A 13496-nucleotide genomic window follows, 5' to 3' on the forward strand; every position below is an offset into this window, starting at 1 on the left:
GACAGTGGTTACTCTAATACAGAGGCTGAGCATCAAATGGCCGAAAACCGGTTCACCGATAAACTCCAGGAAGCGCTAGGACGCGCGCAAAACGCGGCGCTCAGCGCGCACAATCAAGCCGTCGACGCCGAGCATCTGCTGTCGGCATTGCTCGAGGATGACGAGGGTCTGGCTTCATCGATCCTGAAGCTGACCGGCGCCGATCGCGCGGGGGTGCGGCGCAAACTCGAGGCCGAACTAAAGAAGATTCCACAAGTCACCGGCAGCGGTTCGGATGCGGGGCAAATCTATGCCACGCAGCGGCTCGGGCGAATTCTCGCGCGCGCCGAACAGGAAGCCGGCAAGCTCAAGGACGATTATATCTCGGTCGAGCACGTGCTGATCGCGATGCTCGACGAGCCCGGCGCGTCGGCGAAAATCCTGCGCGAAGCGGGCGTCACGCACGACAAGCTGATGAGCGTGCTCAAGAAGGTGCGCGGCAATCAGCGCGTGAGTTCGTCGAATCCCGAGGCAACCTACCAGGCGTTAGAGCGCTACGGCCGCGACCTGACCGAGGCCGCCAAGCAGAACAAGCTCGACCCGGTGATTGGGCGCGACGAGGAGATTCGCCGCGTGGTGCAGGTGCTCTCGCGCCGCACCAAGAATAACCCGGTGCTGATTGGCGAGCCGGGCGTCGGCAAGACCGCGATCGTCGAGGGGCTGGCGCAGCGAATTGTCGCGGGCGACGTGCCGGAGAATCTCAAAAATCGCAAAGTAGTCACGCTCGATATGGGCGCGCTGATCGCGGGCGCGAAGTTTCGCGGCGAATTCGAGGAGCGCCTGAAGGCGGTGCTGAAGGAAGTGCAGGAGGCGGCGGGCGAGATAATTCTGTTTATCGACGAGTTGCACACCGTGGTCGGCGCGGGCGCGGCCCAAGGCGCGATGGACGCGTCGAATCTGCTGAAGCCGATGCTGGCGCGCGGCGAACTGCATTGTATCGGCGCGACCACGATCGACGAGTATCGCAAGCATATCGAGAAGGACGCGGCGCTCGAGCGGCGCTTTCAGCCGGTGTTGGTCGAGGAGCCGAGCGTCGAGGATACGATTTCGATCCTGCGCGGGCTGAAGGAGCGTTACGAAGTTCATCACGGGATTCGAATCAAGGATGCGGCGCTGGTGACGGCGGCGGTGCTCTCGAAACGCTACATCACGGATCGGTTCCTGCCGGACAAGGCGATCGATCTGATCGATGAATCGGCGGCCAAGCTGCGCACCGAAAAAGAATCGATGCCGGCCGCGATCGACGAAGTTAATCGGCGCGTGATGCAACTGGAGATCGAACGCGAGGCGCTCAAACGCGAGACCGACCAGGCCTCGCGCGATCGGCTGGAGAAACTCGAGAAGGAGCTCGCGGAAATCAAGGACAAGCGCGCGACGCTGCAGGCGCAGTGGGAAACCGAGCGCGGCGGCCTCGAGAAGCTCGCGAAAATCAAGGCGGAGATCGAGCAGACCAAGCAGGGGATCGAGAAAGCGAAACGCGAATACGATCTGAACAAGGTCGCCGAGCTGCAATACGGCAAGCTCGCGTCGCTGGAAAAAGAACTCGCGGCGGAAGAAACCAAGCTGATCGAGAAGCACGGCGGCGGCGATCGATTGATCAAGGAAGAAGTGGACGAGGACGATATCGCGGAGGTCGTCGCGCGATGGACCGGCGTCCCGGTGTCGCGACTCCTCGAGGGCGAAGTGCAGAAGCTGGCGCATCTGGAGGAGCATCTGCACAAGCGCGTGATCGGGCAGGACGAAGCGGTGATTGCGGTGTCCGACGCGGTAATCCGCGCGCGGGCGGGACTGAAGGATCCCAATCGTCCGATCGGATCGTTTATTTTCCTGGGGCCGACCGGAGTCGGCAAAACCGAACTCGCGCGGGCGCTCGCGGAATTTCTGTTCGACGACGAAGCCGCGATGATCCGAATCGACATGTCGGAGTACATGGAAAAGCACACCGTCTCGCGACTGGTGGGCGCGCCGCCGGGCTACGTCGGCTTCGAGGAAGGCGGGCAGCTTACGGAAGCGGTGCGGCGGCGACCGTACTCGGTGATCCTGTTCGACGAAATCGAAAAGGCGCACGGCGACGTGTTCAACGTCCTGCTGCAACTGCTCGACGACGGCCGGCTGACCGACGGCCACGGGCGCACGGTGGATTTTCGCAACACCGTCGTGATCATGACGTCGAATATCGCGAGCCAGTTGATTCTCGGATTCAAGGGCCAGAATTACGAGCGGATGAAAATCGAGGCGCTCGAGGTGCTGCGGCAGAGTTTCCGGCCGGAGTTTCTGAATCGCGTCGATGAGGTGGTGGTGTTCCATCCGCTGACTCGCGAGGAGCTGCGGAAAATCGTGGATATCCAACTTATGCGGCTGCGCGCGCGGCTCGAGGAGCGCAAGATCGAACTCGAGTTGAGCGACAAGGCGCGCGACTACCTGGCCGAGCACGGCTACGATCCGTCGTATGGAGCACGTCCGCTGAAGCGGATGATCCAGCGCGAACTCGAAACCGCGCTCGGGCGCAAGCTGCTGGCCGGCGAAATTCGCGACGGCTCGAAGGTGATGGTTGACGCGGGCCGGAACGGGCTGGAAATTTCGGGGAGTGCGCCTGCCGCGTCTGCGGATGACTCGCGCGCGGCGACGTAAGGCATCGAAGGAGAACGATCGCATCCGCTGTAAACTGCGCATAGCTGTGGCCGCGATCGCAGCCGCACGCGCAATCGCGAGCGCGCCGCAGATCGCGGCGTGCTTTCCGTGGAGTATCGACATGTATCGCGGACCGGAGGTGCAGCCGTTTGCGGTTGCGCCGCGGGTGACGCCCACCGACACGATTCCCGTGCATGGCGGCGAGGCGCCGATGAGCATCGGGGAAGCGACAATCAAGATGCACAATCCGCTCGAGCCGACGCCGCAAAATCTCGCGAAGGGCCACGTGCAATTCGACACGTATTGCGCGCCTTGTCACGGCGACAACGGCCAGGGCAAAGGCCCGGTCGCGCATCTGCTGATGAAATCGCCGAAGAATCTGATCACCGGCGCGAGCAAAAACCTGCCCGACGGATATATCTACGGCGCGATTCGCAACGGCGTGCTGACGATGCCGTCGTACGCGAATGAAATGCCAATCGAGCAGCGCTGGCAGGCGGTGATGTATCTGCGCTCGATGCAGGCGGCCCAGAAAAACAAGCTGGCCGGCAAGTAACCTCGAACCGCTCTCCGACCTATTGCAACGGAACGACAGTTCCGGCGCGTAATCGCCGCCGCGATTCCGATGGCAGTTAGACTTAACGTGGGCGATATCGCGAGCGTGGTGCAGGCGGCGATCGGCGGGCAAGCTGTGACGCAGGTGCTCGAAGGCGATCGCCGCTTCGATTTGGTCGTGCGATGGAAGCCGCAGTATCGCCAGAGTCTCGACGCGATCCGCGATATCCGCGTGAACGTTCCCGGCGGCGGGCAGGCGCCGCTCGCGCAGGTAGCGAGCATCCAGAATGCTGCGGGAGCATCGTTCATTTATCGTGAGCAGTTGGAGCGCTACGTGCCGGTGCGATTCGCGGTGCGCGATCGCGATCTGCAGAGCTCGGTCCGTGAAGCCAAGGCCAAGGTCGCGAAAAATGTACACCTGCCTGAGGGCGTCCATCTTGAATGGGCTGGTGAATACGGCGAGCTTCAGGAGGCGAATCGGCGCCTCGCAGTGGTAGTGCCGTTCGCGCTGTTGTTGATCGCGGGCGGGCTCTACGGCGCGACCAATTCGTTGATCGATACCTTCATCATCATGGTGCAGATTCCGGTCGCTTGCTTGTGCGGAATCGTCGGATTGGTCATCACAGGCACGCCGTTCAGCGTGTTGGCGGCGGTGGGATTCATTTCGATTTTCGGAATCGCGGTGAGAGATGGAATCCTGCTGAGCTTTTACATCCGGCAACTGTGGGAGCAGGGGCGTCCGTTTGCCGAGGCGATCGTGCTCGGATCGGATCGGCGGTTGCGCGCGACGATGATGACCGATCTAGTCGACGCGCTCGGACTGTTGCCGGCGGCGATATCGACGCGAATCGGCGCGCAGACGCAGCGTCCGCTGGCGATCGTCGTAATCGGCGGCGCGCTCGCGATCATGGTGCTCACGCGAATGCTGCAGCCGGTGCTGATTTTCCTGTGTCATCGAAAGCTGCGACTGGCGGACAACGCGGCGCGGCCGACGCAGGTCTTCGAGCCCGGTACGCTCGCGTAAGCGAACTTCTCTGACATTTCGTCAAGCTCGCGGAACGAGGTGAAACCGTGGTAAACGGTCGTCAGGAGGATCTCACACCATGGAATTCGAGATGCTCGCGAGCGGCTACGGCTTGCTCGAGGCGCCGCGCGTCGATGAGCGCGAACGATTCTACTTCAGCGACATCCCCAACGGCGGAGTTTACCGGCGCAATCCCGGCGGCAGCGTCGAGACGCTGATCCCGAAGCGGCGCGGCGTCGGCGGCATGATCTTCAATCAGAGCGGCGGACTCGTGCTGACCGGCAAAGGGCTGATTCACTGGGACGAAAAGACCGGCAAGAGCCGCGACTTGTTCGCGTCGTGGGAAGGCAAGCCGGTCAGCATGAACGATCTGACGACCGACGATCACGGCGGCGTGTACACCGGCACGATTAATTTCGATCCGCTGAGCAACAACAAGCCGATTCCGGGGAGCCTGTTTCGAATAGATCCGCCCGGGCGCGCGCACAAGTTGTGGGACGGAATCGAGGTGTCGAACGGGCTCGGGCTCAGTCCCGATCGCAAGATGCTGTTTCATTCCGACTCAACCACCGGCGCGGTGTGGGTGTACGACGTGACGCACGATCGCGGGGTGAAGGATCGGCGCATCTTTGCGAAGATGCCTGAAGGATGGCCCGACGGATTGGCGGTCGATGTGGAAGGCGGAGTCTGGGTGGCGGCGGTGCGCGTCGGCGAGGTGATCCATTTCAGCAAGGACGGCACGGTCAAGAAGCGGATCAAATTGCCGGCCTCGATGGTGACGAGCCTGACGTTCGGCGGGCGCGATCAGATGGATCTGTACGTGGTGACGGCCGACAACACCGACGATCCGAATCGCAAGGGGACGATTTTTCGCGGCCGCTCGGACGTGCCGGGTCTGCCGGTGCCGAAGGCGAATTTCTAAATTCGATCGCGCGGAATATTTTCGATCAGGCTTGCGATTCGATTCGTTCGGCCACCGCGCCGACGGAAGGCGCGCGAGAATCGGCCAGTAGCGCGCTGCCGGCCACGGTCAGGACGAAGGCAGCGATTCGCATCGACGCGGCGGTGCGACTAGCGGGCAGAAGCTCGGCGAAAAAGAGCATCCCGCCCGCAATCGGCACGATGTTCGAGAGCGCCGAGGATAGCGGCATCGCGATGATCCCGCGCGCCGACGTGAATGAATTCTGCAACAGTACGATGCCGACGAGGTTGCCGAAAATCACGCCATAGAAGCACGGATCTGACATCACGATCACCAAAACCGGAGCTGACCCGCGAGCGAGAAAATCGTCGGTCATGCCCTTGGCGAACAGGCTCGCGAGGCCAAACAGGACGCCGGACAGAATCGCCGGGGCGATGCCGCTCTTGCGGAGTCGCTCGCTCGCGTACGGCGCGATACCGGCGAAAGTTATCGCGAGCGAAAATCGCAGCAGCGCGCCCGAATCCATCGCGCCGTGGCTTTCATCGGACGAGAGCGACAACGCGAGCATCAGCATTCCGACAATGATCGCGACGATCCCGAGCCACTCGATCGGACGCGCGCGCTCGCCGAGAAGCACGATCGATAACGCGACGAAAAACGCGATGCCGCCTTGCTGCATCGCCGCGACCATCGAGACTTGCGCGTTGGAAAGCGAGAGGACGTAGAGCGCGTAGCCGGCTGCCTGCACGACAAGCCCGCCCGTCCAGATCGGATCGCGAATCCAGGCGAGGATTGCGCGCAGGACGTTCGCGCCATGGGCCGGCGGCAAAACGTCCGAGCGGGCTTTCATCATCAGCAGGCCGATCGCGAGCAGCACGCTCGAGACGGCCGCGAGGAGCAGGTACGGCAGCATCGCCGCTAGCTCTTCAATTCACGCATCACGCCGCGGCGCGTGACATGGAACTGGCGCCCGGCCCATTTCACCTTGTTGCTGAACAGGCTGGCGAACCAGACGCCGGTCATCACGAGGTCTTTCATCGGGACCATCCAGAGGTCGCTCAGCAGTTCGGGCATTTTGACGACGCGCATCACGATCGCGGCAGACATCGCAAGCCGCGCCGCGATCACCAGCACGAAGGCGGCGAATGCGGCGGCGCTGCCACGCGACGCGGCGAGCAATACGATCGCCCAGAATGGGCCGTGCATCAGGATGGTCGCGATACTGAGCGGACGGACGGTGCGATAAGTGCGGGCCCATCGCAGTTGATGATGCCAGAAATCGTTGAAGGTCTTTTCTTCAGCGGCGAGCGTCACGAGCGAACTCGACAGCCTGATTGCGTAGCCGTGCTCGACGGCGAACTTGCCGAGGTAAAAGTCGTCGGCGAGCAGATCCTTGAGTGCGCGAAAGCCGCCGATCGCCTCCAGCGCGGGACGCTTGATCGCGATCGTCGCGCCGAGTGCATAGTGCAGCGGCTCGATCGATTCGGCGAGCAGCACCTGCGGCAGAAAATCGGTGTTGATGTAGAGCGCCTCGAAGCGCGAGGCAGTCGTGCCGGTCGGGCGGGCGCGATACGCGCAAGTGACGATCGCGGACTTGTCGTCGGAGACCAGTTCGCTGACGATGCGGCGCAGATGATCGCGTTCGACGGATACGTCGGCATCGCTGAGCACAATGATGTCGGCTTTTTCGGCGCGATCCGCCATCTTGATCAGCTTGGCGATTTTGCGATTGGTGCAGTTCGGCTCCTCGCCGACCACCAGCGTGATGTTCGCGAATTGATATCGCTGGCGCAGCGCAACCGGAACTTCAGCCGCGGGATCTTCGTAGTCCGAAACGCCAAAAAAATAATCGAGCCGCGGGTACGCCAGTTCGAGATAGCTGATTAGATTCGCGGCGAGCGTGGAATGGATCCCGTGGAGCGGCTTCAGAAGCGCGACCTTCGGTGCGATCTTCGGCAAGGCTGGGAGCGCCGCCGAGCTGCGGCTGGCGAATTTGATCGCGGCATGGGTCGCCACGATGTAGTAGCCGATCGAAACGGCTACCCCGACCGCCGATAGTATCAGCACGATGCTAATCACGTGCTTTTCGCCGCGGCTGCAAAACCGCGGATCCCTTCAGGCTGTGGATCGTCTTGAGCAGCGTACACAGTAACGAGCCCAAGCGCAGTTTGGCCGGGTCAGACCGCGGCCTGCTGCATCTGATGCCGTCGTTGGCGCATCGTTGAAAAGAACTGCCGGCCTTCCTTCAGGAGCCGCTTCGATTCCTCGACCGAAGTAAGCATCTTCTTTACGGATTTGAAAATGTAGCGCGGGCGAAAATAGAAGCTGCGATAGAAGCGCTCGACCGCGCCGTAAATCTCGTCACTGCTGAGACCGGGGTAAGTAATCGTGCACTTCTGATAGCCCGATTCGTCGAGCAGCGGGTCGACGGCGAGAAAGCCGTTCTTGGTAACGTAGTCGAACAGTTCGGTGCCCGGATACGGCGAGGCGAGCGAGACCTGGATTGTTTCGCAATCCATCTCGCGCGCGAATCGAATCGATTCCTCGATTGTTTCCTTGTTCTCGCCGGGCAGGCCGAGGATAAAGGTGCCGTGAATCAGGATGCCGATTTCGCGGCAATCCTTGGTGAAGCGCCGCGCGCGATCGATGCCGACGCCCTTTTTGATGTTCTTCAGAATCTGCGCGTTGCCCGATTCGTAGCCCACCACGAACAGCCGCAGGCCGCCGTCTTTCATCACCTTGAGCGTTTCGTAATCGACGTTGGCGCGCGAGTTGGTGGACCAGGTGATGTTGAGCGGCTTCAGCAACTGCGCGATTTTGCGCGCGCGCGCCGGGTCCGCGGTGAACGTATCGTCATCGAAGAACAGTTCCTTCATCCTGGGGAACTTGGACCGCATCGCCGATACTTCCTCGAACACGTTCTCGGGACTGCGCACGCGATAGCGATGCCCCTGGGTCACCTGCGGCCACAGGCAGAACGTGCATCGCGCGGGGCATCCGCGCCCGGTGTACATCGAGACGTATGGGTACTGGCAGTAGGGGCTGTTGTATTTCAGATAGTCGAGGTTTTTTTCGTAAACCTCGGTGACGAACGGCAACTGGTCGAGTTCCTCGTCGGTGAGCGACGGACGATCGGGATTGTTATGCAGCACGCCATTCTTCTGATAGCTGATGCCGCCGATCGTGCTCCAGTCGCGGCCTTGCGCCACTTCGAGCATCGAGTAGTCGAACTCCTTGCGGCCCGCGATATCGATCGCCGAAGAAAGCTTCAGCACTTCTTCTGGCCGCGCAGTCGGATGCCCCCCGACCATCGCGATGATCGCGTTCGGATTGGCGGCCTTGATTGCTTCCGCGGTGCGCGCGTCCATTCGGAGCGACGGCGTTGAGGTATGAAGCACGACCAGGTCGTAGTTCTTCGCCTCATTAATCGTCATATCGACGGTGTAGTCGTGCGGAGGCGCGTCCAGCAGCCGCGCGCCGGGAATCATCCCGGCCGGATATGCGAGCCAAGTCGGATACCAGAAGGACCAAACTTCGCGAGTGGCCTGGTAACGAGAGCCTGCGCCGCCGTCGAAGTCGTCGTAGGAGGGCGGATTCAGGAAGAGAGTCTTCATCACATCCATAAGTTGAGCATACTCCGGCAGCCTGTCCGAGTGGTTAGGCGGACTATATCGACCGCAAGTCATGAAGGCAAGATTGCCCGAAAATTTTGAGATTAATGGATGTTTAGTGGATCATACGGGCCGTTTTTCGGTGCGTCGGGCGGCTCGACAAAGGTCGGGACTAGTTAATTAGTTAATCAGGCGCGAGGCGCGTGTAGGGTATCGCGCGCCCAGCAGGTCTGTGGCGGCAGCGGTCGACGCGCTCAGCCGATGGCGCAGGATCGCGCGCTTCTTGCCTTCCGACGCGATCAAATCGAAAGCGCCGAGCCGCTCCTTGAGCCGCGCCAGTTCCGGCGCGTCAATCACGAGCACGGTACTCCCAGGGCGTTCCCACAATTCGAGCAATTGCAGGTCGTTGTTGAAGAACCAATCGGCAGTGTCGGCCGCATGGCGCGCGCCGAAATCGAGTTCGCTTTTCGGGCCCACCAGGATCACGCGGCGTCCGGTATAAAAGGCGAGCGACTGCACGTAGCGGTGATAGCAGATAAGCCGCGCGTCGGGGGCGCGTGCGGCGACTGCGCGCGCGAGGCTTGCATACGAGCGGAGTGATTCGGTTTCGAGTCGCACCCATCCGCCGGCGATCAGCGCCGATGCGAGCGTGAGCGTGAGCGCGACCAGGCCGGCTCCGCGGCGGCGACGCAGGAAAATCGCGGTGGTGACGCCGCCCCCGATCAGCAGCACAGCGCCGATCAGGAACATCGCCGGGCGCGCGGCCATCACGTAAGGCGTGCGAAATTGAGGCGCAAGGATCGCGGCGACGATCACGCCCGCGCCGAACAGCATCAGCAGCGGGCCGCTTTCGAGCAGGATTCGCGAATCGGGCGGACGATGAGCGGCGCGGGAGTCGGGCGCCGGCCATGCGCAGGAGATCAAGCCGTCGGCGATGAGGATCGCGAGCGGAGGAATCGCCGGCAGGATGTACGGAATGAGCTTGGCGCTCGCGCATGAGAATGCCACCAGCGTCACCATCGCGGCGGTCAGGCAGAAGGTGCGCGCAGGATTTTTTTGCGCGTCGCGCCAGGTCATGAACGGCACCAGCATCGACCACGGGATCAATCCCAGCGCGAGCACGGGCAGATAAAAATAGATCGGTTCGGTGTGGCTGTAGCTGGAATCGAAGATGCGCCGGAGGTGCTCGCCGACGAAATAGAAGTCGAAAAATCCCGGTTCCATAATCGTTATCGCGACGAACCACGGCAGAGCGATCGCGACGGTAATCGCGAGGCCCGCGAAAGCGCGGAATTTTCCGAGCGCCCCGCGCAGTTCGCCGCGCCACGCGAGAAACGCGAGCATCGAAAGAATCGGCAGCGCGACGCCGACGGGTCCCTTGGCCAGCACTGCGAGGCCCATCGCGGCGTACGCGATCCAGCACCATCGCGAGCCCGCGTCCCCCCGCCAATGAAGAAAGAGCGCGAAGTTGGCGATGGTCACCAACGCGGTGAGCAGCATGTCGGTGGTGAGGACCTGCGCCATCACGGCGTAAATCGGGGTGGTCGCGAGGATCGCGCTCGCGAGAATCGCGTGGCGGCGGCCGAACGTGCGCAGCGCGAAGAAGTAGGTCGCGAGCACGCCAGCGAGCGCGGACATCGCGACCGTGAATCGCGCCGCAAATTCGGTGAGGCCGAAAACGGCGAATGACAGCGTCGTCAGCCAATACAGCAGCGGAGGTTTTTCGACGTAAGCGACGTAGTTGAGATGCGGGATGATTTTGCTGCCGCCGCGGAGCATCTCTCGCGCGATTTCCGCATAGCGGCCTTCATCCGGCTCCCAGAGCCCATACGAGCCGAGATGAAAGAAGAACACCGCGATCGAAAGAGCCAGGATCGCAGCAACGTCGTAGGCGATGGGGAACGATTGCGACGAGGATACGCCGGACTGCGAATCAGATGCGGTCGCGGCGGCGGGAGTGATTGCGATCTCGGACACGGAGAGGAAGTTTAACGCGCCGCGGCGGTGGCGCGAAATCGATCAATAGCCGACGGCGCCGCCGCCTTTGCGCTGATCGAACGCGCCACGATAGTTCCCCGGCTCGATCGTGAGCGCGCCGACCGCGCCGAGCGACGGCGCCACTTTGATCTTGTAGCCCATTTCCTCGAGCGCGACGCGCGTCGCCGCGGGCATCGACTCCTCGACGATCACTACGTCCGGGACGGCCTGCTCGTGGATGCGCGGTTCGTCAACTGCATGGGCCGCATCGAGATGGAAGTCGAGGACATTCAGCGTGACCTGCAGCACGCCACTGATGATCGTCGGACCGCCGGAGCCGCCGGTGGACATCACCGGGACATTATTTTTGGTGACGATAATCGGCGTCATCGAGGAGAGCGGGCGCTTGCCCGGCCGGATCTCGTTGGCGCGCTCGCCGGCCAGGTGATACGCGTTCGGCACGCCCGGCGCGATCGCGAAATCATCCATCTCGTCGTTGAGCAGCAGGCCAAGCGCCGGCACGCTGATCAGCGCGCCGAACACCGTGTTGGTGGTGGTCGTCAGCGCGACCACGTTGCCATCCTTGTCGGCGACCAGCAGGTTGGTGGTGCCGTGATCGTGCGCGGCCGGAGTATCGGGCGGCGGCGCCTTGCGATGCAGCGCGCGGTCACGCAACTCGCCGATATGCCGGTCCGAGAGCAGCTTGCCGATTTCAACGCCGACAAATGCCGGGTCGGCATACTGTGCGCGATCGATGAAGCCCTGGCGCATCACCTCGATCAGGCGCGCGAGATACGGCGGCGAATCGACGCCCAGACCCGCCAGACGGCCTCCCTCGAGCATCCCGAGCATCTCGAGCACGACGCCGCCCGACGACGGCGGCGGCATCGCCACGACGTCGTAGCCGCGGTACTGGCGGCGGATCGGACTCCGCCAGATGGGCCGGTAGTTGGTCAGGTCGTTGGCGGTGATCAGCCCGCCATGCTCCTTCATGAACGACACGATCTGCGCGGCGACTTCACCGTGGTAAAAATTTGCGACCGGATCGTCGCCGAGCCGCTTCAGCGTCGCGGCAAGTTTCTTCGCGTAGATGGTCTCGCCGGCTTTGGCGGGCGCTCCGTCGGACTTGACGAACACTTCGCGCATGCCGGGATCGGCATTCAGCTTGGGCAACATGTGCGCAATCTCGCCGGCCAGATGCGGATTCACGGCGAAACCGTTCTCCGCGAGTTTCTCCGCCGGCGCCGCGATCTGCTGAAACTTCATGGTGCCGAAGCGCCTGAGCGCTGCGTCGATGCCGGCGATCTCACCGGGCACCGCGACCGCCAGGATGCCGTCCTTGGACAATTCCGGGTCGGGCTTGCCGTTGCGAATGTACATATCGGGCCGCGCCATCAGCGGTGCGGTCTCGCGATAATCGAGCGCGTAGAAGCCGTGGTTCTTCGCGATGTAAATCAGCATGAAGCCGCCGCCGCCGATACCGCATGACGCCGGATTCGTAACGCCGACCGCGAGCGCAGTCGCGACTGCGGCGTCCACCGCGTTGCCGCCCTGCTTGAGAATCTCGATACCGGCGTGGGCTGCGTCGTCGCTTTCCGAAACGACCATCCCATGGGTGCCGACGGCGGCGCGATTCGCCTGCGAATCGGCGGCGAAGCCTGCGGGCGGCCAGAAAATCGCGGACAGGAAAACGATCAGAACTGTTGCGCGACAATGCGCCAGTCTGAGATGGAAAGCGAAACTCGAACGCATCCGGATCCTACTAACAGCCGACGCAAGCAGAAGGAAGGCGGTCGCGCGCGTTGGATTTCGCGTATCGGAGGTGCTTTGATCGCAGCGCGAGGTTCATCGGCAGCCTCGAACCGAGCACGGAGGCATGAGATGCATTTCGACGAAATTATCTTCGAGAAAAAAGATCGCGTGGCGACGGTGACGATGAACCGTCCCGAGAGGATGAACGCGTGGACGCCGAAAATGGGCGCGGAGATGAGAGCGGCGATGATGGACGCCGAGCGCGACCCGTCGATTGGCGCGATCATCGTGACGGGCGCGGGACGCGCATACTGCGCGGGCGCTGATATGGGCGCGCTGTCGAATATCGCGCAGGGCAACACGTCCGCGCGCAGTGCGGAAGTCGAGGACGAGTGGATGAATCAGCAGCGCGCGGATTATCGCAACAGATATTCGTGGCCGCTCGCGCTGAGCACGCCGGTGATCGGCGCGATCAACGGCGCCTGCGTCGGGCTCGGATTCACCACGTGCCTCTATCAGGACATCAGGATTGCGTCGGAGAACGCGCGGATGGGGCTCATCTTCACGCAGCGCGGACTCGCGATCGAGCACGGCAGCAGTTGGATGTTACCGCGGATCATCGGCCTTGCACGCGCGACCGAACTCGCGATTACCGGGCGGCTGGTCGATGCGAAAGAAGCGCTCGAGATTGGCCTCGTGAATCGCGTAGCGCCGCAGGACAAGCTGATGAGCGTGGCGCACGAAATCGCGTCGGGGATCGCGTCGAAGTGCTCGCCGCTCGGAGTCGCGCAGGCAAAGAAGATGATCTATCAGCATCTGTTCACCGATCTGGCGACCGGAGTGCGCGAGGACGACGCGTCGATGGAAATGATGACGCGGTCGGAGGATTTCAAGGAAGGCGTGAAGGCGTTCGTCGAGAAGCGGGCGCCGAAGTTTACCGGTCGATAGGCGCGAGCTCGTGCGATTTCCGGAGGCTCGCGCGCGC

Annotated in this window: 10 protein-coding genes; 5 read left to right on the forward strand and 5 right to left on the reverse strand. The window is 62.4% G+C overall.

Going from position 1 to position 13496, the window contains the following annotated elements; genetic code table 11:
* The first annotated feature begins 36 nt into the window (after positions 1–36).
* The 4 genes from clpB to Q7S58_RS21490 all read left to right on the forward strand — a co-directional run bounded on the left by clpB (position 37) and on the right by Q7S58_RS21490 (position 5171).
* On the forward strand, positions 37–2670 hold the full coding sequence (gene clpB / locus Q7S58_RS21475) for an ATP-dependent chaperone ClpB (RefSeq protein ID WP_304830861.1): 2634 nt from the start codon (positions 37–39) through the stop codon (positions 2668–2670).
* A 46-nt stretch (positions 2671–2716) separates the two neighbouring features.
* Positions 2717–3226, forward strand: a complete 510-nt coding sequence (locus Q7S58_RS21480; RefSeq protein WP_304830863.1) for a c-type cytochrome — start codon at positions 2717–2719, stop codon at positions 3224–3226.
* 69 nt (positions 3227–3295) lie between these two features.
* Entirely contained in the window at positions 3296–4249 is a 954-nt protein-coding gene (locus Q7S58_RS21485) for an efflux RND transporter permease subunit (RefSeq protein ID WP_304830865.1), read from the forward strand.
* Between the two features lie 79 nt (positions 4250–4328).
* Complete coding sequence (locus Q7S58_RS21490) at positions 4329–5171, forward strand: SMP-30/gluconolactonase/LRE family protein (protein WP_304830867.1); 843 nt, start codon at positions 4329–4331, stop codon at positions 5169–5171.
* Positions 5172–5196: 25 nt separating this feature from the next.
* On the opposite strand, the gene Q7S58_RS21495 is transcribed toward Q7S58_RS21490, so the two are convergent.
* The 5 genes from Q7S58_RS21495 to ggt form a co-directional block, all read right to left on the reverse strand.
* A complete protein-coding gene (locus Q7S58_RS21495; protein WP_304830869.1) occupies positions 5197–6084 on the reverse strand; it encodes a hypothetical protein in 888 nt (295 codons plus the stop codon).
* 5 nt (positions 6085–6089) lie between these two features.
* Positions 6090–7250, reverse strand: a complete 1161-nt coding sequence (hpnI, locus tag Q7S58_RS21500; protein WP_304830871.1) for a bacteriohopanetetrol glucosamine biosynthesis glycosyltransferase HpnI — start codon at positions 7248–7250, stop codon at positions 6090–6092.
* 98 nt (positions 7251–7348) lie between these two features.
* Positions 7349–8794 (reverse strand): hopanoid biosynthesis associated radical SAM protein HpnJ, encoded by a 1446-nt coding sequence (hpnJ, locus tag Q7S58_RS21505; protein WP_304830873.1) that lies wholly within the window; start codon positions 8792–8794, stop codon positions 7349–7351.
* A 168-nt stretch (positions 8795–8962) separates the two neighbouring features.
* Positions 8963–10759, reverse strand: coding sequence for a glycosyltransferase family 39 protein (locus Q7S58_RS21510; protein WP_304830875.1), 1797 nt, complete (start codon positions 10757–10759; stop codon positions 8963–8965).
* A gap of 42 nt (positions 10760–10801) precedes the next feature.
* On the reverse strand, positions 10802–12511 hold the full coding sequence (gene ggt, locus Q7S58_RS21515; protein ID WP_304830877.1) for a gamma-glutamyltransferase: 1710 nt from the start codon (positions 12509–12511) through the stop codon (positions 10802–10804).
* A 129-nt stretch (positions 12512–12640) separates the two neighbouring features.
* Between ggt and Q7S58_RS21520 the strand changes: the two genes are divergently transcribed.
* Positions 12641–13459 carry an enoyl-CoA hydratase-related protein gene (locus Q7S58_RS21520; RefSeq protein ID WP_304830879.1) on the forward strand — a complete coding sequence of 273 codons (819 nt, stop codon included), beginning with the start codon at positions 12641–12643 and terminating at the stop codon, positions 13457–13459.
* Positions 13460–13496: the final 37 nt, after the last annotated feature.

This window comes from Candidatus Binatus sp., from assembly GCF_030646925.1.
Classification (GTDB): Bacteria; Desulfobacterota; Binatia; order Binatales; family Binataceae; genus Binatus.

Excerpts from the sequence above, each read along its gene's own strand:
- clpB (WP_304830861.1), top strand. The coding sequence starts at position 37 with ATGGCCGAAAACCGGTTCACCGATAAACTCCAGGAAGCGCTAGGACGC.
- Q7S58_RS21485 (WP_304830865.1), top strand. The coding sequence starts at position 3,296 with ATGGCAGTTAGACTTAACGTGGGCGATATCGCGAGCGTGGTGCAGGCG.
- Q7S58_RS21490 (WP_304830867.1), top strand. The coding sequence starts at position 4,329 with ATGGAATTCGAGATGCTCGCGAGCGGCTACGGCTTGCTCGAGGCGCCG.
- Q7S58_RS21495 (WP_304830869.1), bottom strand. The coding sequence starts at position 6,084 with ATGCTGCCGTACCTGCTCCTCGCGGCCGTCTCGAGCGTGCTGCTCGCG.
- hpnJ (WP_304830873.1), bottom strand. The coding sequence starts at position 8,794 with ATGGATGTGATGAAGACTCTCTTCCTGAATCCGCCCTCCTACGACGAC.
- Q7S58_RS21520 (WP_304830879.1), top strand. The coding sequence starts at position 12,641 with ATGCATTTCGACGAAATTATCTTCGAGAAAAAAGATCGCGTGGCGACG.
- ggt (WP_304830877.1), bottom strand. The coding sequence starts at position 12,511 with ATGCGTTCGAGTTTCGCTTTCCATCTCAGACTGGCGCATTGTCGCGCA.